Below are 20,889 nucleotides of genomic sequence, written 5' to 3' on the forward strand. Positions count from 1 at the left end.
AACAGGTGGTCACCACGAGGTAACCATCGGTGCATGCCGGTGTCAACGGGATGCCGAGACTTTTTTCAGGTCTTTTATTTAGTCCCGGCCTTGACGTGAGAGCGTTCCCACACCAAGCTGCGGCCATCTCTTCTCCGACCGCCCCCGCGAGAAATGAGGCGTCCATGAAGCGTTCCCGCATGGCTGCGTTCGTCGCGATCGGTGCCGCTCTGGTCGGCACCACACTGCTCCAAGCACCTGCCGAGGCCCGTCCGCAGGCCGCCGCCGCGCCCACGGCGACGATCTGGGAGGACAACTTCGACGGCCCGGCCGGCCAGGCCCCCGATCCCGGCAAGTGGCGCTACGACATCGGTGGCTCCGGCTGGGGCAACGACGAACGGCAGTACTACACCAACAGCACCCGGAACTCCGCGCTCGACGGCCAGGGCAACCTGGTGATCACGGCCCGCCAGGAGAACGCCGGCTTCCAGTGTCACTACGGCCCGTGCCAGTACACGTCGGCCCGGTTGCTCACCGCCCAGACCTTCACCCAGACGTACGGCCGCTTCGAGGCCAGGATCAAGATCCCTGGCACACAAGGGGTTTGGCCCGCGTTCTGGATGCTGGGTGGCGGCAACTGGCCGAACGACGGTGAGATCGACATCATGGAGAACATCGGCCGCGAGCCGAACATCGTGCACGGCACGATCCACGGGCCGGGCTACTCCGGTGCCGACGGCATCGGCGCGGCGTACAACTCTCCGGACGGACAGCCGTTCCGCAACGGGTTCCACACCTACCGGGTCGACTGGGAGCCGAACTCGATCACCTGGTACGTCGACGGCGTCCAGTACCAACGCCGCACACCGGCCGACCTGAACGGTAAGACCTGGGTCTACAACCACCCGTTCTTCATGATCATGAACGTCGCGGTCGGCGGCTACTGGCCGGGCTACCCCGACGGTTCGACTGTGATGCCGCAGACGATGACGGTCGACTACGTCCGCGTCTCCGACGTCGGCAGCAGCTCCGGCGGTTCGCGGATCACCGGCCTGGCCGGCAAGTGCCTGGACGTCGCCGCCGCCAACTCCGCCGACGGTACGCCGGTTCAGCTCTACGACTGCAACGGGACCGGGGCGCAGCAGTGGACCCGTCCCGGCGACGGCACGATCCGCGCCCTGGGCAAGTGCCTCGACGTCAACGCCGGATCGGTTGCCGACGGCGCCAAAGTCCAGCTCTGGACCTGCAACGGCTCCGGCGCCCAGCAATGGACGTACTCCGCTGCGCACGACCTGGCGAACCCGCAGGCCAACAAGTGTCTCGATGTCACCGGCAACAACTCGGCCAACGCCACTCCGGTCCAGACCTGGACCTGCACCGGCGCCGCCAACCAGAAGTGGACGGTCTAGCGACGGCCAGGTACGACGCCTCCGTCGCGGAGTAGCCGCAGTACGGGAAGGGTCGCGGCGCCGAGAGCTACGGCGTCGCGGCCCAACTCGCACAGGACGATCGAGACCTGCGAGTACGGCTGTTGCAACGCGTGCCGGCCGACCTCCTCCCGCAGTTGCGGCAGATAGCGCTCCCCCAGCAGCAATCCGGCCCAGCCCCCGAGGACGATGCGCTCGGGGTTGACCAGGTTGACCAGGTTGGCGAACCCAGCGGCGAGGTAGCCGATGGTGTCCGTCACGACCGTTGCCGCGGCCTCCGAGGTGCTCACGGCATCGAGTAGGCCGACGAAGGCCGCTTCCTCGTCGCCGGACAGGCCCCGCCCGCCGAGCTCACGGTAGCGGCCGAGCACGCCCTCCGCGCCGACGTACGCCTCCAGACATCCGTCCGCACCACAGCGGCACCTTCGACCGCCGTACGCGATCGTCATGTGGCCCCATTCGCCCGCGCTGCTGCGTGTTCCGCGGTAGCTCGACCCGTCCGCGACCAGGGCCGCGCCGACGCCGGATCCGACCAGCGCCACCACGGCGTCCGTCGCGCCCCGGCCGGCCCCGAACCACATCTCCGCCTGGCCGAGCGTGTTCGCGCCGTTGTCCACCTGGATCGGAATATCGGTGCCCTCGGCAAGCATCTGGCCGAGCGGTACGGCGTCCCACCCGAGCGTCTGCGCATGGACGACGGCGTCACCCTCGACGATCCCGGCCGCCGCGACACCGAGACCGAGCACCTGCTCCGGCCGGACACCGGCCTCGGCAAGCACCGCACCGAGGCCCGCCAGCACGTGTTTCACTACCATCGCCGGTGTCGGCGAGTGGATCGGGTGGTCGGCGCGGGCGAGTACCCGCATCGCGAGGTCGAACAGCTCGACCCGTACGCGGGTCTCGCCGACCTCGGCGCCGACGACGTACCGGAACGTCGGTGACACCCGCAGCAGGACGCGTGGCCGACCGCCTTCGGACTCGACCGAGCCGGCCTCCTCGACCACGCCTTCGGCGATCAGTTCGGAGACCAGGTTGCTGACACTGGCCGCGCTCAACGACGTTCGGGTACTCAGCTCCTGACGGCTGAGCGGGCCGTCGCGGAAGATGCCGGTGAGGATCACCGACCGGTTGGACCGGCGCATGTCGCGCACAGTGGTCCGCCGAACGTCCATGCCCTGCCCCTACCTGGTCCGGCCCCAGGCAGGCCGCTCGCCCCGAGTCCATCACGTCGTACGGCGGCCCGGAAGAGGCGCCTTCCTCCAAGTTGTGAATTAAGCCGCGATTCGTTACCACCCTGTGATTGACGACCCCTCGTCGTCTCCGCTTCACTCTACGGAACCGCTTCCGAAACCGGTTCCGACACCGGTCCCGGACTGGACCCCGACCGCCCGAGGGGAGTCAGCATGTCGATCACCATCGCCGATGTCGCGGCGCGTGCCGGTGTCAGCAAGACCACCGTGTCGCGCGTGCTCAACGGCAAGGGCGAGCTCGATCTGCGGACCGCGGAGCGAGTCCGCCAGGTGATCGCCGAGCTCGGCTACGTGCCGAGCGCCCGCGCGGTCGGCCTGGCCCGCGGCCGGACCCGGATCGTCGGCATGCTGGTCCCGTCGCTCACCTGGCCCTGGATGGGCGAGGTGCTGCAGGGCGCCGTCGACGTGGTCGAGAGCGAGGGCTACGGACTGCTGCTGTTCACCTTCAACCGGGGTGAGGAGTCGATGCACCAGTTCGCCTCGCAGGTCTCGGCCCAGTCGTTCGACGGCCTGCTGGTGATCGAGCCGGAAGGCACCCTCACCTACATCGAGCAGTTGCACGCGCGCGGCCTCCCGGTGGTCCTGATCGACGACCGTGCCAAGCGCCCGCAGTTCCCGTCCGTCGCCACCACCAACTACGCCGGCGGTGAGTGCGCCGCGCAGCACCTGCTGGAGCTCGGCCGCCACCGGCCGCTGGTGATCACCGGTGTCGAGCGGTTCGGCTGCACCCACGAACGCCTGGACGGTTTCCGCGACACCTACGCCGAAGCCGGTATCGAGCTCGATCCGGGACTCGTGTTCGAAGGCGATTTCACCCACGAGAGCGGACGCCGCGGCATCCAGCACGCGTTCGACCAGCGCCTCGAGTTCGACGCCGTCTTCGCCCACAACGACCTGTCCGCCGGCGGCGCCATCCAGGCCGTCCGCGAGACCGGGCGGAACGTGCCGAACGACGTGTCGGTGATCGGCTTCGACGACATCCCGTACGCCGAACACACCGAACCGCCGTTGACCACGGTGCATCAGCCGATGCGCCAGATGGGCCAGGCGGCCGCCCGGATGCTGATGGGCTACTTCGGCGGCACCCCGCTGCCGGACGAACCCCAAGTGCTGCCGACGACGCTGATCGTCCGCAGCTCAACCGCCCCGAAAGCCCGGTCCCACTAGAAGCTCCGGTGGCGGGGCAGCTGCCCCTGTCCCGCCGCCGGCGTACTCCCCACACATCGAACGACAGGGTGTGAGCTCTTCCCATGAGAGCGCTTTCACGCCACCATGCACTGGCCCACCGGCTCAGGGTGGGCCATCCGCCAACAGATGCACAGGAGGAACCGATGCGAGCACGACGCACTGTCGCGCTGGCCCTGTCGGGCTTGCTCGCGGCAGCCGTACTGGCTGCCTGTAGTAACGGGGACGGGAAGACCAACAGCAGCGCTTCCGGCAGTACCGCCACCGTCCTGAATGTCGGTATGCCGAACGGCCCGCAGACCGAGAACCACAACCCGTTCCTCGGCTCCTCCTCGGGCGCCTCGCTGGGCTACCGCTGGATGATCTTCGAGCCGCTGGTGATGATCAACGGCATCAAGCCGACCGAGGCGGGCAAACCCTGGCTGGCCACCGAGTGGAAGTTCGACGCGAACTACACCAAGTTGTCGCTGACCGTCCGCGACGGCGTGAAGTGGTCCGACGGCCAGCCGATGACCGCCGAGGACGTCGCGTACTCCTTCCAGATCCGCAAGGACAACGAGGCCCTGAACCCGGAGGCGATCCCGTACGGGACCATCACCACCTCCGGCAACAAGGTCGACCTGACCTTCACCCGGTCCCAGTTCGTCAACCAGAACAAGATCCTGACCGCTTTCGTGGTCCCGAAGCACCAGTGGTCCACGCTCAAGGACCCGACCCAGGACACGCTGAAGAGCCCCATCGGCACCGGCCCGTACACGGTCAAGTCGTTCACCCCGCAGACCACCACGCTGGTGCTGCGTGACTCGTACTGGCAGGACCTGCCGAAGGTCAAGGAGTTGCGGTACACGTCGTACAACGACAACAACGCGCAGACCACCGCGCTGGCCAACGGCGCGTCGGAGTGGAGCTTCGTCTTCGTCCCGAACGTGAAGGCCGTCTACCAGGCCAAGGACGAGAAGAACCACAAGCTCTGGTTCCCGGCGAACCTCGGCATCCACGGCTTGTGGATCAACACCACCCGCAAGCCGTTCGACAACCCGGCGCTGCGGCGGGCGATGGACAAGGTGATCAACCGCGACGACATCTTCATGCAGGGTGAGGCCGGCTACTTCTATCCGAAGGTCGAGTCCGTCACCGGCATCCCGACGCCGGCCGGTGAGTCGTTCATCGCCCCCGACTTCAAGGACAAGAAGCACTCGGTCGATGTCGAGGCCGCGAAGAAGGAGCTGACCGACGCCGGCTTCAAGCTCGAGGGCGACGTCCTCAAGGACCCGACCGGCAAGCCGGTGACGATCACGCTGACCGACCCGGCCGGCTGGTCGGACTACATCACCGATCTGGAGATCATCAAGGACAACCTGTCCACGATCGGGATCAAGGCAACCGTCGACAAGGCCAACCAGGACGCCTGGTTCAAGAACATCGACGAGGGCAACTTCGACGCCGCGATGCACTGGACCAACGGCGGCGCGACGCCGTACGACATCTACCAGAACATCATGGACGGCAAGATCCTGAAGCCGGTCGGCAAGGGCGGCGTCAGTGGCAACTACGGGCGGTTCAACAGCCCGGAGGCGACCACGGCGCTGGACCAGTACGCCAACGCGACCGACGACGCCACCAGGACCACCGCGCTGAACACGCTGCAGAAGATCATGGTCGAGCAGATGCCGGTGATCCCCACCTCGGCCTCGAACGTCGGCGGTCTCTACAGCACGAAGAACTGGGTCGGCTGGCCCGACGAGCAGAACCAGTACGGGCCGGCCCAGCCGACCCAGCAGAACGCTCTGCAGATCGTCCTGAACCTGAAGCCCGCCGGCGCCCAGTGAGGCGCGGCCCGCGGCGCCAGGCCTGACCGCCTGGCGCCGCGGTGCCATGAACCGAGGAGTCCCGATTCCATGACGGTGACCGACACCGAGGTGGTCCTCGAGGCCGAGGGCCTCACCAAGCACTTCCCGGTACGGCGGCGGATCCGCGACCTGCTCACCCGGGATCGCCAGGCAGTCCATGCCGTGGACGACATCAGGCTCACGTTGCGCCGGGGACGGGTCACCGCACTCGTCGGCGAGTCCGGCTCGGGCAAGTCGACCGTTGCCCGGCTGCTCGCCCAGCTGTACGGCCGTACGTCGGGTGACATCCGGCTGCACGGCGAGTCCGTCACGGTGAAGGGCGGCCGCAAGTTCCGGGCGTACTGCCGCCAGGTCCAGATGATCTTCCAGGACCCGTTCGCCTCGCTGAATCCGACGCACACCGTGCGGTACCACCTGACCCGCGCGCTGCGGATCCACGGCCGGGCCGGCACCAACGCGGCCGAGCTCGAGGAGAACCTGCGCGACCTGCTGCTCCGGGTCCAGCTCACTCCCCCGGAGCGCTACCTGGACAAGTTCCCGCACGAGCTGTCCGGCGGCCAGCGCCAGCGCGTCTCGATCGCCCGTGCCCTCGGTGCCGACCCGGAGGCGCTGCTCGCGGACGAGCCGGTGTCGATGCTCGACGTGTCGATCCGGCTCGGCGTACTGAATCTCCTGCGTGACCTGAAGGAACGGCTCAACCTCGCCATCCTCTACATCACCCACGACATCGCCTCGGCCCGGTACTTCGCCGACGAGACCCTGGTGATGTACGCCGGACGCATGGTCGAGGGCGGCGACTCCGAAACCGTCACCCAGAACCCGGCTCACCCGTACACGCGGCTGCTGATCGAGAGCGCGCCGGACCCTGATCGCCTCGACCGCGTCGGCGATCCGCGCGCCCCGGAGGACCAGGGCAGCGGTGAGCCGCCGAGCCTGATCGCACCGCCCAGCGGCTGCCGCTTCCACCCGCGCTGCGTGCACGCGATGCCGAAGTGCTCGACCGATCTTCCGCCCCGCTTCGAACTGCCTGCCAACGACGGGCATTGGGCGGCGTGCTGGCTCTACGAGGAGGGGGTCGCGAAGTGAAGTACCTGCTGCAGCGGATCGCCTTCTACCTGTTCACCGCGTGGGCCGCGCTCACCATCAACTTCTTCATCCCGCGGCTGATCCCGGGCGATCCGGTCACCTCGCTGATCAACAAGTACCAGGGCCAGCTGAGCACGGACGCGATCCAGTCGCTCTACGTGCTGTTCGGCCTGGACAAGAACGCCAGTCTGTGGAGTCAGTACGTCGACTACTGGGGCCAGATCTTCCACGGTGACCTCGGGCTGTCGTTCACCTTCTTCCCGACGCCGGTCTCGGAGATCCTGCGGCAGAGCCTGCCGTGGACGATCGCGCTGGTCGGCATCACGACCTTCGCCAGCTTCATGATCGGTACGTCGCTCGGCGTACTGGCCGGCTGGCGGCGCGGTTCGTGGCTGGACGGACTGTTGCCAGTGACAACGTTCCTGTCGTCGATCCCGTACTTCTGGCTCGGCCTGCTGGCCATCACGCTGCTGGCCGGACCGGACAGTATCTTCCCGTCGTCGGGCGGTTACCAGCCCGGCCTGGTGCCGTCCTGGAACAGCGAGTTCATCGGCAGCGCGATCCAGCACAGCCTGCTGCCGGCCCTCACCATCCTCATCTCGTCGGTCAGCGGCTGGATCCTCAGCATGCGCAACATGATGGTCACGGTCGCGTCCGAGGACTACATCACCGTCGCGCATGCCAAGGGCCTGACCGAGCGCCGGGTGATGGTCAGCTACGCGGCCCGCAACGCCCTGCTGCCGAACGTGTCCGGCTTCGCGCTGGCGCTCGGCTTCATCGTCGGTGGCACGCTGCTGGTCGAGATCGTCTTCTCCTACCCAGGCATCGGCTACAACCTGTTCCAGGCCGTCGGTTCCAAGGACTATCCGCTGATGCAAGGCGTGTTCCTGGTGATCACGCTGTCGGTGCTGGTCGCGAACCTGATGGCCGACATCGCCTACCTGCTCCTCGACCCGCGTACCCGGAAGGAAGGCTGACCCGTGTCCGCACCAGCCACCACCATCACCGCGGTCACGCCCGGGGGCCCGGAGGTCGCGGCCACGCCGGCCAAGCGCCGCCGGCTGCGGTTCGTCGCCAATCCGAAGGCCGCGACCGGTCTGATCGTGCTCGGGTTCTTCTGCCTGATCGCGATCATCGGACACTGGATCGCGCCGTACGATCCGTCCGCCCGCAGCAGTGACCTGATCCAGGCGCCGTCCGGCAAGCACTGGTTCGGTACGACGCATCTCGGGCAGGACATCTTCAGCCAGGTCCTGGTCGGCACCCGCGGCGTGATGTTCGTCGGCCTGCTGGCGGGCATCGTCGCGACCGCGCTGTCGATCCTGATCGGCGTCAGCGCCGGCTTCCTCGGCGGCGCCGCGGACGAGAGCCTGTCCGCGCTGTCGAACGTGTTCCTGGTCATCCCCGCACTGCCGCTGATCATCATCGTCGCGTCGACCATCCCCGCCGCAGGCGACCTGATGGTTGCCCTGGTCATCGGTTTGACGTCGTGGGCCTGGGGCGCCCGGGTGCTGCGGGCGCAGACCCTGTCGCTGCGTCGGCGCGACTACGTCGAGGCGGCCCGGGCGACCGGTGAGACCACCTGGCGGATCATCACCGCCGAGATCATGCCGAACCTGACCGCGATCATCGCCTCCGGCTTCGTCGGCACGGTGATCTTCGCGGTGATGTCGGAGATCACCCTCGCGTTCATCGGCATCTCGACGATCTCCGAGTGGAACTGGGGCACCATCCTGTTCTGGGCCCAGAGCCAACAGGCACTGGCGCAGGGCGCGTGGTGGTGGTTCGTCCCGGCCGGCCTGGCGATCGCCATCCTCGGTACGGCGCTGTCGCTGATCAACTTCGGCATCGACGAGTTCGTCAGTCCGCGCTTGCGCAGCAGCGGCCACACCAAGGTGAAGACCAAGGACGGTCACTCGGTCCGGATGCGGGTCGGCTTCACGCCGGTCCTGGGTGCCAAGGACGCCCCCGCGACTCCCGTCGTACGGCGTAAGGAGGAGGCCGCATGAAAGAGCCGGTGCTGGAGATCAAGAACTTCCACGTCGACTACGGCCTCGGTGACCAGGCGGTCCAGGCGGTTCGCGACGTCACGCTGACGTTGCACCGCGGCGAAGTACTCGGACTGGCCGGCGAGAGCGGGAGCGGCAAGTCGACCCTCGCATACGGCGTCACTCGGCTGCTGCCACCACCCGGCGTGATCAGCGGCGGCTCGGTCGTCTACCACCCGCCGAACGGCGATGCGTACGACGTGATGGCGCTGACCGACCCGGAGTTGCGGGCCTTCCGCTGGGCCGAGACGTCGATCGTGTTCCAGGGCGCGATGAACTCGCTCAACCCGGTGCACAAGGTCTCGACCCAGATGCTCGACGTGATCAGGGCGCACGAGCCCGGCTTATCGCCGTCCGCGCGGACCAGCCGGGCACACGAGATGCTGAAGCTGGTCGGCATCTCCGCCGACCGGATGGACGCGTACCCGCACCAACTGTCCGGCGGTATGCGGCAGCGGGTGATGATCGGGATGGCGCTCGTGCTCGAACCGCAGATCGTCATCATGGACGAGCCGACCACCGCACTCGACGTGGTGATGCAGCGGCAGATCCTGGCCCAGTTGGTCGAACTGCGCGAGCGGCTCGGGTTCTCGGTGCTGTTCATCACCCACGACCTGTCGCTGCTGGTCGAGTTCTCGGACCGGATCGCGATCATGTACGGCGGCCGGATCGTCGAGGAGGCCCGCTCCGCCGACCTGTACACCGACTCCCTGCACCCGTACAGCGAGGGACTGCTGAAGTCGTTCCCGGCGCTGCGCGGCCCGCGCCGGGAACTCGCCGGGATCCCGGGCTCGCCACCCGACCTGCGCGGGATGCCGTCGGGTTGTTCGTTCCATCCGCGCTGTCCGCACGCGTTCGACCGTTGCTCGGCGGAGATCCCGATCCTCGGTGTCCCGTCGTCGCGCAACGATCCCAGCCGTTCCGTTGCCTGCTGGCTCCCCGGCCGCGTGCCGGTCGCCTGATCTCTCCGACATCCGAAAGGCCACAATGAGCACAACTTCTGTCTCGGGGGACGCCGACCTGATCGCGGGACTTCCGGCCGGCTTCCGGTGGGGTGTCGCGACGTCGGCGTACCAGATCGAGGGTGCGGTGGACGTCGACGGCCGAACGCCGTCGATCTGGGACACGTACTGCCGGGTGCCCGGTGCCATCGACAACGACGACACCGGTGACATCGCCTGCGACCACTACCACCGGATGCCGGCGGACGTTGCCCTGATCAAGGATCTCGGCCTGGACACCTACCGGTTCTCGGTGGCGTGGCCGCGGGTCCAGCCGCGCGGCAAGGGCCCGGTGAACCGGGCCGGGCTCGCGTTCTACGACCGGCTCGTCGACGAGCTGCTGACGCAGGGCATCGATCCGTGGGTGACCTTGTACCACTGGGATCTCCCGCAGGAGCTCGAAGACGCGGGCGGCTGGCCGGTGCGCGACACGGCGTACCGGTTCGCCGACTACGCGATGCTGGTGTTCGAGGCCTTGAGCGACCGGGTGAACACCTGGACCACGCTCAACGAGCCGTGGTGTTCGGCGATGCTGGGCTACGCGTACGGCGCACATGCTCCGGGGCGGCGTGAATACCCGGCCGCATTGGCTGCTGTGCATCATTTGCTGCTCGCGCATGGTCTCGCAACGGGCCGGATGCGTGAGGCGTCACCACGCAAGCTCGACATCGGCATCACGCTGAACGTTGCTACGGCGTACCCGGCCTCGGACGCCCAGCCGGACGTCGACGCGGCCCGGCGGGCGGACGGAATGGGCCGGCGGATCTACCTCGATCCGCTGGTGCACGGTCACTACCCGGCGGACGTGGTGGCTGACCTGGCTGCTGAGGGTGTCGAGCTGCCGGTCGAGGATGGTGACCTCGAGATCATCGCGGCGCCGATCGACGTACTGGGGGTGAACTACTACTTCAGCCAGAAGTTCACCGGGTACGCCGAGGACGGCGGCACTGTCGACTCCAGCGGCCTGCCGGTCAGCCGGACGCTTCCGTTGAACAAGCCGCGCACGGCGATGGACTGGGAGATCGTGCCCGAAGGCTTCACTGATCTGCTGGTCGGCATCAGCCGCGACTACCCGGGTCTGCCGATGGTCGTCACCGAGAACGGCTCCGCCTTCGACGACGTACCCGACTCCACCGGCTTCGTCGCCGACGCGGACCGGACGGCGTACTTCACGTCCCACCTGGCCGCTGTCGCTTCCGCGATCAACCAGGGCGCCGACATCCGCGGGTACCTGGCCTGGTCCCTGATGGACAACTTCGAATGGGCCTACGGTTACGCGAAACGCTTCGGCATCGTCCGGGTCGACTACGAGACCCAGTCCCGCATCCCCAAAGCCAGCGCCCTCTACCTGAAGGACCTCGCGGAGCGGCACCGCTCCCGCTGACGCGCGCCGCACTGCGGCCCGGGCAATTGTGGAGGATTCGTGACGATCGGATCCTCCACCTGGTCTCCAAGTTTCCGGCGGCGTACCCCGCGCAGAGTCGTCTCATCGGAGATGGGGGCGCGAGATGTACGACGTTGTGGTGGTTGGGGCTCGATGTGCGGGGGCGGCGACTGCTCGGTTGGTGGCTGGGATGGGGCACGACGTCCTCATGGTCGACAAGACGCGGCTGCCGAGTGACACGTTGTCGACGCACGGACTCATTCGCGGCGGCGTTGTCCAGCTCGCCCGGTGGGGACTTCTCGATCGCGTTCTGGCCGGCGGTGCTCCGGCGATCACGCACGTTCTGTTCGGCATCGACGGGGAGCCGAAGGTACGGCGGATCAAGGAGCGCGCCGGCGTCGACGTCCTGGTCGCGCCACGTCGCCGGATCCTCGACGGTCTGCTGGTCGACGCAGCGATGGAAGCGGGCGCGGAGCTTCGGACCGAGGTGACCGCGACCGGGCTGCTGCGATCGGACGACGGCCGGGTCGCCGGCATCGTCGGTCGGTCCGCGGACGGTGACCGCGTCGAGCTGCCGGCCCGCATGGTCGTCGGAGCGGACGGCCGTGGCTCCCGGATGGCCGGGTACTTCGGCGCCGAGACCTACGAGCAGTCCACGTCGCCGTGCGCGGTCTTCTACACCTACGTGACCGGGCTCAGATCGGACACGTACGAGTTCCACATCGCGCCGGACACGTTCGCCGGCGTGTTCCCGACGCATGACGGCGCGGCATGTGTCTGGTTGATCCGGCCGACTCCGCTGCTCGAACCGATCCGTACGGCGGGCTCCACACGGACCGCCGCGTTCGTCCAGCAGCTCGAACTGCTGGTGCCCGACCTCGGCCACCGAGTCCGCGCCGGACGTGTCACCGCACGGCTGCGTGGAATCGCGAATCTCCCGAACTACCTTCGCCAGTCCCACGGCCCGGGGTGGGCGCTCGTCGGCGACGCCGGGTACCACCGGGATCCGATCACCGGGCACGGCATCACCGATGCGTTCCGTGACGCGGAGCTGCTGGCGACCGCGATCGACCGCAGCCTCGACGACCCCACGCTCGAACAGGCCGCGATGACGTCGTACCAGCGGACGCGGGACGCCATGCTGCGCGAGGTGTTCGACCTGACCCGCGCCCTGACCGCCTTCCCACCACCGGACCGCTTCGTCGAGCTGCAACTCCAACTCAGTGAGGCGCTCGAACGCGAGGCCGACGAGCTCGCCTCGTTTCCCGGATTCACAGCGCATCTGGCCGCTTGAAAGGAACAGCATCATGACCGCAGCCACGACAGACAGCCGCCGCAACGGAGTCGACACCGCCACGTTGTTCGCGACGCTCGACGCCGTCAAGGCACAGCCCGAGATCGCCCGCTTCCAGTTCCGCGCCACCAATCGGTGGATCAGCGGCACGCACAACCGCGGCACGATCAACGCGTTCTACGGCGCCGGGCAGGAGAACACCCGGCCCGTGGACTTCACGTTCGACGCGGACCACCCGCCGGTGCTGGTCGGCAACGACAACGGCCCCACACCGGCCGAGCACCTGCTGCACGCACTGGCCGCCTGCCTCACGTCCGGCCTGGCGAACATCGCCGCGGCCCGGGGCATCGACCTCGAGGAGGTCACCTCGACGGTCGAGGGCGACATCAACCTGCTCGGCATCCTCGGACTCGACCCCGAGGTACGCAACGGCTACGAGGCGATCCGCGTCGTCTTCCACGTCAAGGGCGACGCCGAGGCCGAGAAGCTGCGGGCACTGGTCGAGCAGTCGAAGAACCGCTCGGCGGTGTACGACGTGATCACGCACGGCGTCCCGGTGTCGATCGACGTCGCCACAGCCTAGTGTCCTGAGTCGGACGGACACTAGTTACATCGGGCCGCGCGGTACATCCCGTCCTCGACCGGCTCGGTCGCGATACCCGAACCAGCGAGCAGATCACGCACCCCGGGAGTCAGCCACACCGACCCCGGAGGTGCCTGGTCGGCGAGTTCGATGGCGACCTGTACGCCGTACGCGTCGAGCTCAGTCTCGTCCCGCGGTACCTCGGCGATCGCGACACCGAGCTTGCCGCCGTCATGCAGGTTGGCGAGTCCGGCACGCACCGCGGTGGCGGGACCGTCGAACAGCACCACCGCCCGGCCGCCCGGACCCGCGCACCGACGGCCGCCCGCGCCCGCCAGGCTCGCGGCAAGATCATCGGCACCCGATCCGGCCGGCGCGATCACCGCCGCCAACGCCGGCGCGTGCCCCGCCGGATCCGGGAGCTCCCGCAGGAACCGCTCGATCGGGTCGAGGATCTGGTCGGGGTTCCCGGAGACGAAGTGGTCGGAGCCGTCGAGCAGTTCCAGCCGCGCGCCGGAAATGCGCTCGGCGATGTACCGCGAGCCGCCGACATCGATGAGCGCGTCGCCGACCCGGTGCAGCACCAGCGTCGGCACCCGCACCGCCGGCAACGCGTCTCGCACGTCCACGAGGGAGTTCATGTCCAGCAGCGCCCGCACGGTGGACGGTGTCGCGGACGCTCGCATGCGCTCTGCCCACCACCGCTGCATCGGCACGTCGGCCGACGGGCAGCGCAACCGCATGTCCGCCTCCCAGTCCCACCTGTTCACCAGCTGATCGGTGTAGAGGCTCCACTCTTCCCTGGTCTGCGCCCATGGATAGCCCGTTGCCGAGAACCGCTTGGCGTAGGCGCCGTACAGGACCAGGCCCACGACCCGCTCCGGGTGAGTGGCAGCGCACAGGATCGCCATCGGCCCGCCTTCGGAGTACCCCATCAGCACAGCTCGCTGCGAGCCGACCGCATCCATCACGGCGAGGACGTCGTGCATCCGCGTCTCGACGTCCGGCAGACCTGACGGCCGGTCCGACATCCCGGTGCCACGCTTGTCGAACCGGATCAGCCGGCCGAACGACCCCAGCCGATGCAGGAAGTGGGCGTGCCGTGGATCGCCCCAGTCCTGCTCGAGGTGCGAGACGAACCCGGAGATCAGCACGATGTCGAGGTCACCGCCGCCGGTCACCTGATACGCGATGTGGAGACCATCGCTGACGGTGTAGCGGACCGGCTCGATCGGCCGCGGCTCGGTCCGGGTCTCGGCCGGCGCGACGAAACGGTAGCCCCGGCCGTGCAGGGTCCGGATCATCCGCTGACTGTGACCGTCGTCGCCGAGCGCGCGCCGTACCTGCTTGATCCGGCTGGTGACGGCCGCCTCGGTGACGAAGCGGCCGCCCCAGACCCTGTCCATCAACTCCTCTTTCGCAACCACCCGGTCACGGTGCGAGACGAGATAGGCCAGAACGTCGAACGCTTGCGGCTCCAGTGGCACCGGCACTCCGGCCCGGCGAATCTCGAACAACGCCGGGTCGAACTCCAGATCCCCATCGAACGTGAGCACCACATACCGACTATGGCACCGGAAACCGCACGCGTCGTCGGGCGGACTAGTTCTTCTGGGTCATTCGTGTCAGTGGCGCCGGGGTCAAGGTCTTGTGGGCCTTGAGATACGCCGCGAAGGTTTCGTGGTCGGTGTTGTTGCGGACCGGGTCGGTGTAGCTCTTGAACGCCGCGTACCCGTCGGCGCCGATCACCGTGTAGGCGAGTGCGGCCACCCGGTAGGTCTTGGCCGCGTCGAGTGCGGCGCCGTCGATCTTCACGTCGGCAGGATCGACACGGTCACCGACCGGTCGGCTCCCGTCGAACGAGTAGCTGACGTTGCCCGACACCGCGAGCGGCGCGAACTTCACCGTGCCGTCGATCTGCGTCTGCCACTGCTGCTCGAGTACGGCGTCCAGCTGCGCACCGGTGAGGCTCACGGTCAGGACCGGGTTGCCGTACCCGTACGCGTCCCACGACTCACCGAGCATCACCCGGCCGTCGGCATCGCCCGGCTTGTTGCTGTTGGCAACCAGGAGGTCGGCCCGCAACGCCGTACTGCCGATGGCGGGCTTGGCGGCGATCATGCCGAGGTCGGCACGGCCGTTCTGCCGGGCGGTCCACAGGTGGACGTCGGCGGCCAGGTCGGCCAGGGTGCTCTCGCCGGCGGAGTTCGCGGTGCGGGTGAAGTCGCCGGTGATGGTCGCGACCGGTTCGGCGTACTTGCGATCACCGGCGGCGGCCCAGTAGTCGACGATCTTCTGGATCTTCGGGTCGGGCGTGACGTCGCGGGTGACGGCGTGGTTGGCCGACGTGGTCTTGTCGCGGAGTACCTCACCGGTGCGGCCGTCCAGCTGGAGGTTGATCTCGTTGATCAGCCGGCCGTGGTTCGCGGCCTCGACGACCGGGCGCGGGTTGCCGTCCGGGTCCGGGATGCTGCAGTTGAACGCGGCATGCCAGTGACCGGTGACGATCGCGTCGATCTGCGGCGTCACCGTGCGCGCGAGTTCGACCGCCGGACCGGTCGGATTCACGCAGTCGTCGTACGTCGCGGACGCGTCGGTACCGCCGTCGTGCATGTTGAGCACGATCGCCTTCACGCCCTGGCGGGTCAGCTCCGCGGCGGCACGGTTCGCCGACTCGACCGGGTCGAGTGCGGTCAGATCCGGCTGGTACGACGTGGAGCCGACGGGAGTGTCCGGGACCGTCATCCCGATGAAGCCGATCGGGTAGCTGCGGCCGTGGTCACGCACCCAGCGGATCGTGTACGGCGCGACGATCGTCCGGCCCTTGGCGTCGACGATGTTGGCCGACTGGAACTCGAAGTCCGCGCCGTGGAACCGGCGGCCGGTGGAGTCGGTGAAGCAACTGTCGACACCGACCTTGCCGAAGCACGTGCCCTTGGTCATGTGGTCGACCAGGAAGCTCTTCGAGATGTCGAGTTCGTGGTTGCCGACGCTGGAGAACTCGACGCCGAGCGCGTTCAGCACCTCGATCGTCGGCTCGTCCGCGTGCGCGTCCACCTCGAACGGCCAGCCGGAGAAGTTGTCCCCGTCGGCGAAGAAGATCGAGTTCGGGTGGCCGTCCTGGATGCTGTTCAGATGCGTGGCCAGGTACGCCGCTCCGCCGACGACCTGGGTCGTCCCGCCGGGGCCGGCGATGGTCCCGCCGTCGGCCGGCGACGGAGGCCGCAGGTAGCCGTGGAAATCGGTGATCGAGACCAGTTGCACCGGTACCGATGTGGTAACGGCCTGGGCGGCCGGTGGGGCGAGGCCGGCGGTCAGCAGGACCGCGAGTCCGGCGGCGAGGGCGCGTGGGCGGCGTACTCTGCGCACAATTGTCTCCTCAAATGTCGAAACGAGCACTTCCCGACAGAAGGAGACTGCCTCACCATGAACGGGATGTCACCATCAAACGGCGAGTCTCCGAACCCCGAAGGAATCCACCCGCCCGCCCGACACCCCCTGCCCGCCACCCACAAGATCTGATCCAATACCAACGTGGTGGCCGGTGGTCCCGCGAAGCCTCCGGCCACCACCTCGCCTGTCCATAGCCCATCGAGTCGTGGATTTGCGCAGTCATCTGGACGATTCCCGAGCAACGATCCACGACTCGATGGACGAGCCTCAGCAGGTTGCGGTGGGAGCGGCCCAGTCGGCGCGGTCGTTGTAGCCGCCGTCTCCGGCGTCGCCGACGAAGAGGTCGAGGACGCGGACTCCGGTGAGGTCGACGTCGACCGGCTTCGGGTGGTCCCGGTCCACGACGCCGCTGTCGTACAGCACCTTGCCATCGCCGATGACCTGGAAGGTCGCGGTGCCGCCTTCCGGCCCGACGTTGCGGACCGCGTCGTCGATGCCGACCGTCGCGGTCAGGTGGGAGCACGCCTTGCCCAGGTAGTAGCGAACCGTCGAAGGCGAAGCCACACCAAGGCCAGTCGGGTACGTCGTACCGACCAGGCTGATCGGGGATCCGCCACCGACACTCTCGTCGACGGTCGGCGACATCCAGCCGCTGGTCGCGCTGATCCACTCGTGATGCGAGAGCGGCACCGTGCCCGTTGGCGGAGCCGGAGCCACCACCACCGGCGACACAGTCGACTGCCGCTGTACGCCGTACCCGATCGTGTCGTACGACGTCGACGCGGTGAGGCTCGCGGATCCGGGGGCGGCACCGGCGGGCAGTTTCACGGTGAAGCGGTACGTCGCCTGCTGTCCACCGGCAAGGAGGTCCGGAGCCTTGGTCAACGACTTGACGGTCCACCCGGTGCCACCGGCAACCGTCACCGCCGGCTTGAGCACCGGGAGCAGACCGTCGTTGCGGACGGCAACCTGCACCGTCAGTTCGTCGCCACCGGCAACAACCGGAGCGACTCCGTCGGGCTGCACGTCGGTGCCGACGTTCGTCACCTGCGGAATACCGGCAGTCACATGCGGGATCCCCGGTACACCAAGAGCCGGCTCGACCCGGAAGAGCGCCGTACCGTGCGCCGGAACCGCCGCGCTGATCGTGCCTGCGCTCTCGGTGACCTTGTTGGTCCACGCGTTCTTCAGGGTGAACCGCGCCCCTTGCAGACCGACCGCCGAGGCCGTCGTCGTGATCGTCTTCGCACTGTCGCCACGGTTGAGCAGCACCACGGCACGGCTGCCGTCAGCGAGTCGCTTGACCCATGTCTCCGTCGTTCCTGCGGCACCGACCCGGACGGCCTGAACCGCCGCCCGATCCTGGTTGATCGCGAGTACGTCGGGATCGGTCAGCATCGAGATCGTCGTCGCGCTCAGCTTGCGGATGTCGCTGCCGACCACGAGCGGCGCCGCGGCCACGGCCCACAACGTGAGCTGGGAGCGGAACTCCTCATCGGTCATGCCGAGCTCGGGCGCGAGGTAGTCGGGGTCGCTGAACGCACCCGGCTTGACCACCTCAGGATGCCGCGCGTTCGCGTCGTAGTTGCGCAGTACGTCCTTGAACTTGATGTCGCCCTGGAAGCCGACGTCGGTGTACGTCCGCCACGACTGGGCGATTCCTGGTGCGTACGACCAGGAGAAGATCGACTGCTGCGACTCGGGATAGTTGCCCCAGTCCGGTGAGGTGACCGGGTTGCAGAGGTTGAAGATCATCGGCCGGTGGCTGGTGTTGTTGCGCAACGCCTGGGCGAACTCGGTGAAGACCGTCTTCGGGTCCAGGTTCGCCGCGATGCCGCACAGGTAGTCGACCTTGACCGCGTCGAAGCCCCATGCGGCGAACTGGTCCGCGTCGCGCTGGTAGTAGCCGCCGCTACCGAGCCCACACCTGCCCGGAATGTAAGGTCCGGCGTCGGTGTAGATGCCGGCCTTCAGGCCCTTGCTGTGGATGTAGTCGACGAGCGGCTTCAGCCCGTTCGGGAACTTCGCCGGGTTCGGGACCAGGTCGCCGGCGTCGCTGCGCGACTGATCGGCCTGCCAGCCACCGTCCAGCCAGACGATGTCGTAGCCGGCCTTGGCCAGCCCACGACTCACCAGCGAGTCGGCGACCGACTTGATCGTGTCCTCGGTGAAGTCACCACCGAGTCCGTAGTAGGTGTTCCAGCCCATGTACGGCGTCGGGCTGAGCACCGGAGCTGGGGCCTGAGCTGTGGCCTGAGCCGCCACAGCCTGGGTTGTCGTGGTGATCGCGAACGCTCCGGCCACCAGGGCCGCAGCGATCACCCCACCAAGTAGTCGCTTCATCTGTTGTCCTTTGCTGCCGTTGAGCGGAACGGTCAGTCGAGGGCTTCGACGACCAGGCAGTTCGAGTCGGTCGAGTCGTCCCACCGGACGCCGACCTGCAGCAGATAGCTGCCCGGGTGGACCTCGTCGCCCACCCGGTAGTTCTTCGCGGGATCGAGGCCGGCGAGCGGCACTCGCCGCGGCCGGGTCGGCAAGGTGCCTCGCACGTTGCCGTCGCCGGTCTCCCACAGAAACACCACGGACCGGGTGGCGCCGACGTACTGCACGCCGGCGGACAGTCCGTAGACCTTGCTGTCGGCAACCAGCTCGCGGATGCCCTTGTATTGCTCGATGTACTGCGCCGCGGTGGCCAGTTGCTCGCCGTTCCATCGCGACAGGTCGGCGCCGATCCCGAGTACGCCGGCCATGGCGACACGGAACCGGAAGTCGAGGGATCGTTCGCGTCCGTCATGGGTGCCGACGGCATCGGTCACCCACGAGCTCATCAGGTGCGGCGCGAAACCGGTGCGGAAGCCTTGCTGGATCCTGAGCCGATCCAGCGGGGCCGTGTTGTCACTCGGCCAGAGCGTGTCGACCCGCGCGGCCATCCCGAGGTCGACCCGGGCGCCGCCGCCCGCGCATCCCTCGACGTACACCTCGGGGTGTTCGACGCGAAGGCGGTCGAGGATCGCGTAGAGGTTGGTGACGACGCGACCGTCGAGGTCTCGCCGCTGGTCGCCGGAGTCGAGCCGGGGGCGGTTGGCGTCCCACTTCAGATACTTGATCTGGTACGTCGACAGCAGGCGGTCGAGCGTGGTCCAGACGAAGTCGGCGACGTCGTCGCGACTCAGATCGAGGAGGAGCTGGTTGCGGATCAGGACCGGGTCGCGGCCGGGAGTGCGGAGGATCCATTCGGGGTGGTTCGCGGCGAGCTCGGACTTCGGGCTGACCGACTCGGGCTCGACCCACAGACCGAAGTCGAGGCCGATGTCGTTCAGGCCGGCAATGAATCCGTCGAGGCCGTTCGGGAACTTGGCCCGGTCGACCTCCCAGTCGCCGAGGCCACCGGTGTCGTCGGAACGTCCGACGAACCAGCCGTCGTCGACCACGAACGTCTCGACGCCGATGGTCTTGGCGCGTCGGGCGAGCTCGAGCTGGTGGTCGGCGCGGATGTCGAACTCGGTCGCGAACCAGGAGTTGTACAGCACCTTCGGCGTGCGCTTCCTCGACAGCGACCGCTCGTACGCATGGAAAACGCGAGCGAGTCCGTCGGCACCTTCCGCACTACACACCCCGACGGCCTTCGGCGAAACCCACGTCTCCCCCGGCCTCAGCGTGATCCCGAGGCTCGGTGACACTCGTCCGGCCTGGATCCGCAGCTGCCCGGTGGTGTCTACGTCGGCGCTCATCTCCCACGACCCACTCCACGCGAGCTGGACGCCGTACGCCGTACCTCCGTCCTTGACGGACAGGAACGGTGAGTAGGAGTGCCCGGTGATCCCCTGCGCACTGCCGATCGTGAGCCGGCCGCGCTCGAGCGTGACCTCGGCCTGCTGGAACTCGCTGTTCCACTCACCCCACAAGTACCTCACCGTCGCGCCACCGGTCGTGGGCACGGTGAAACCCGCCGAGTCGTGCCGATGCAACCGCAGCTCGTCGTTGCCGTCGTTGTGCACGGCAACCCACCGCTCCACCGCGTCCGCGACCACTTTGTAGTGCAGCACAACGCGCACCGCTCGCAGCTCATCGCGGAACGTGAGCTCCAACTGCTCCTCCGCCGCTCCCGCCCCCGCCGCGGGGTGGAGGGGGTCGCCAGTCGTCGCACCCGAGAAGACCAGGCGGAGTTCGTCGGAACCGTCCGGGCCGGAGATCACCAGATCCACCGGGGATGCGTAGCGCACACCTCGGACGGCGTACTCCAGAGGTTCTACGTCGGCTCGTGGAAGGAAGTGCTCGGTGCCTACCGGCGCTACGACCGACGGGCCTTCGGTGACTGCGTGGGGGCCCCAGGCAATCAACTGGGCCCACTGGTTGTGGTCGGGGACGCCGACGACGTACGACGTGGTTGCGCCGCGCAACGTCCACAT

15 protein-coding genes are annotated in these 20,889 nt (G+C 67.9%); 10 read left to right on the plus strand and 5 right to left on the minus strand.

The features are described 5' to 3' along the window. Positions 1-164: 164 nt before the first annotated feature. The gene (locus ACIBG5_RS38095) at positions 165-1,388 is read left to right on the plus strand and encodes a ricin-type beta-trefoil lectin domain protein (protein ID WP_396396666.1); all 1,224 of its coding nucleotides are present in this window, start codon (positions 165-167) and stop codon (positions 1,386-1,388) included. Here the strand turns inward: ACIBG5_RS38095 and ACIBG5_RS38100 are convergent. Continuing rightward, positions 1,385-2,578 carry an ROK family protein gene (locus ACIBG5_RS38100; protein WP_396396667.1) on the minus strand — a complete coding sequence of 398 codons (1,194 nt, stop codon included), beginning with the start codon at positions 2,576-2,578 and terminating at the stop codon, positions 1,385-1,387. The two genes, ACIBG5_RS38095 and ACIBG5_RS38100, sit on opposite strands and share 4 nt — an antisense overlap. A gap of 231 nt (positions 2,579-2,809) precedes the next feature. Between ACIBG5_RS38100 and ACIBG5_RS38105 the strand changes: the two genes are divergently transcribed. The 9 genes from ACIBG5_RS38105 to ACIBG5_RS38145 all read left to right on the plus strand — a co-directional run bounded on the left by ACIBG5_RS38105 (position 2,810) and on the right by ACIBG5_RS38145 (position 13,087). Then, positions 2,810-3,823: a LacI family DNA-binding transcriptional regulator gene (locus ACIBG5_RS38105; RefSeq protein WP_396396669.1), complete on the plus strand. Its 1,014-nt coding sequence runs from the start codon at positions 2,810-2,812 to the stop codon at positions 3,821-3,823. A 164-nt stretch (positions 3,824-3,987) separates the two neighbouring features. Next, a complete protein-coding gene (locus tag ACIBG5_RS38110; protein WP_396396671.1) occupies positions 3,988-5,670 on the plus strand; it encodes an ABC transporter substrate-binding protein in 1,683 nt (560 codons plus the stop codon). A gap of 69 nt (positions 5,671-5,739) precedes the next feature. Next, on the plus strand, positions 5,740-6,777 hold the full coding sequence (locus ACIBG5_RS38115) for an ABC transporter ATP-binding protein (RefSeq protein WP_396396673.1): 1,038 nt from the start codon (positions 5,740-5,742) through the stop codon (positions 6,775-6,777). Further along, entirely contained in the window at positions 6,774-7,754 is a 981-nt protein-coding gene (locus ACIBG5_RS38120) for an ABC transporter permease (protein ID WP_396396675.1), read from the plus strand. The genes ACIBG5_RS38115 and ACIBG5_RS38120 overlap by 4 nt, the downstream gene beginning before the upstream one ends. Positions 7,755-7,757: 3 nt before the next feature. Continuing rightward, positions 7,758-8,786, plus strand: a complete 1,029-nt coding sequence (locus ACIBG5_RS38125) for an ABC transporter permease (RefSeq protein WP_396396676.1) — start codon at positions 7,758-7,760, stop codon at positions 8,784-8,786. After that, the gene (locus tag ACIBG5_RS38130; protein ID WP_396396678.1) at positions 8,783-9,787 is read left to right on the plus strand and encodes an ABC transporter ATP-binding protein; all 1,005 of its coding nucleotides are present in this window, start codon (positions 8,783-8,785) and stop codon (positions 9,785-9,787) included. The genes ACIBG5_RS38125 and ACIBG5_RS38130 overlap by 4 nt, the downstream gene beginning before the upstream one ends. Positions 9,788-9,812: 25 nt before the next feature. Next, the gene (locus ACIBG5_RS38135) at positions 9,813-11,210 is read left to right on the plus strand and encodes a GH1 family beta-glucosidase (protein WP_396396679.1); all 1,398 of its coding nucleotides are present in this window, start codon (positions 9,813-9,815) and stop codon (positions 11,208-11,210) included. 124 nt (positions 11,211-11,334) lie between these two features. Beyond that, entirely contained in the window at positions 11,335-12,504 is a 1,170-nt protein-coding gene (locus tag ACIBG5_RS38140) for an NAD(P)/FAD-dependent oxidoreductase (RefSeq protein ID WP_396396681.1), read from the plus strand. 13 nt (positions 12,505-12,517) lie between these two features. After that, complete coding sequence (locus tag ACIBG5_RS38145; protein WP_396396682.1) at positions 12,518-13,087, plus strand: OsmC family protein; 570 nt, start codon at positions 12,518-12,520, stop codon at positions 13,085-13,087. A 20-nt stretch (positions 13,088-13,107) separates the two neighbouring features. Here ACIBG5_RS38145 and ACIBG5_RS38150 read toward each other — a convergent pair whose 3' ends face one another. The 4 genes from ACIBG5_RS38150 to ACIBG5_RS38165 form a co-directional block, all read right to left on the minus strand. Then, the gene (locus ACIBG5_RS38150; RefSeq protein WP_396396684.1) at positions 13,108-14,646 is read right to left on the minus strand and encodes an alpha/beta fold hydrolase; all 1,539 of its coding nucleotides are present in this window, start codon (positions 14,644-14,646) and stop codon (positions 13,108-13,110) included. A gap of 43 nt (positions 14,647-14,689) precedes the next feature. After that, positions 14,690-16,456 carry a bifunctional metallophosphatase/5'-nucleotidase gene (locus ACIBG5_RS38155; protein ID WP_396396686.1) on the minus strand — a complete coding sequence of 589 codons (1,767 nt, stop codon included), beginning with the start codon at positions 16,454-16,456 and terminating at the stop codon, positions 14,690-14,692. Positions 16,457-16,747: 291 nt separating this feature from the next. Then, positions 16,748-18,823, minus strand: a complete 2,076-nt coding sequence (locus ACIBG5_RS38160; RefSeq protein ID WP_396396688.1) for an NPCBM/NEW2 domain-containing protein — start codon at positions 18,821-18,823, stop codon at positions 16,748-16,750. 32 nt (positions 18,824-18,855) lie between these two features. After that, positions 18,856-20,889: an alpha-galactosidase gene (locus ACIBG5_RS38165; protein WP_396396733.1), complete on the minus strand. Its 2,034-nt coding sequence runs from the start codon at positions 20,887-20,889 to the stop codon at positions 18,856-18,858.

It is taken from the genome of Kribbella sp. NPDC050241 (assembly GCF_044459685.1).
Classification (GTDB): domain Bacteria; phylum Actinomycetota; class Actinomycetes; order Propionibacteriales; family Kribbellaceae; genus Kribbella.

What these genes read in the sequence shown, in the direction of transcription:
- ACIBG5_RS38135 (WP_396396679.1), top strand. Translation starts at nt 9,813, where the DNA reads ATGAGCACAACTTCTGTCTCGGGGGACGCCGACCTGATCGCGGGACTT.
- ACIBG5_RS38095 (WP_396396666.1), top strand. Translation starts at nt 165, where the DNA reads ATGAAGCGTTCCCGCATGGCTGCGTTCGTCGCGATCGGTGCCGCTCTG.
- ACIBG5_RS38105 (WP_396396669.1), top strand. Translation starts at nt 2,810, where the DNA reads ATGTCGATCACCATCGCCGATGTCGCGGCGCGTGCCGGTGTCAGCAAG.
- ACIBG5_RS38145 (WP_396396682.1), top strand. Translation starts at nt 12,518, where the DNA reads ATGACCGCAGCCACGACAGACAGCCGCCGCAACGGAGTCGACACCGCC.
- ACIBG5_RS38160 (WP_396396688.1), bottom strand. Translation starts at nt 18,823, where the DNA reads ATGAAGCGACTACTTGGTGGGGTGATCGCTGCGGCCCTGGTGGCCGGA.
- ACIBG5_RS38130 (WP_396396678.1), top strand. Translation starts at nt 8,783, where the DNA reads ATGAAAGAGCCGGTGCTGGAGATCAAGAACTTCCACGTCGACTACGGC.
- ACIBG5_RS38115 (WP_396396673.1), top strand. Translation starts at nt 5,740, where the DNA reads ATGACGGTGACCGACACCGAGGTGGTCCTCGAGGCCGAGGGCCTCACC.
- ACIBG5_RS38140 (WP_396396681.1), top strand. Translation starts at nt 11,335, where the DNA reads ATGTACGACGTTGTGGTGGTTGGGGCTCGATGTGCGGGGGCGGCGACT.
- ACIBG5_RS38110 (WP_396396671.1), top strand. Translation starts at nt 3,988, where the DNA reads ATGCGAGCACGACGCACTGTCGCGCTGGCCCTGTCGGGCTTGCTCGCG.
- ACIBG5_RS38165 (WP_396396733.1), bottom strand. Translation starts at nt 20,889, where the DNA reads ATGTGGACGTTGCGCGGCGCAACCACGTCGTACGTCGTCGGCGTCCCC.
- ACIBG5_RS38100 (WP_396396667.1), bottom strand. Translation starts at nt 2,578, where the DNA reads ATGGACGTTCGGCGGACCACTGTGCGCGACATGCGCCGGTCCAACCGG.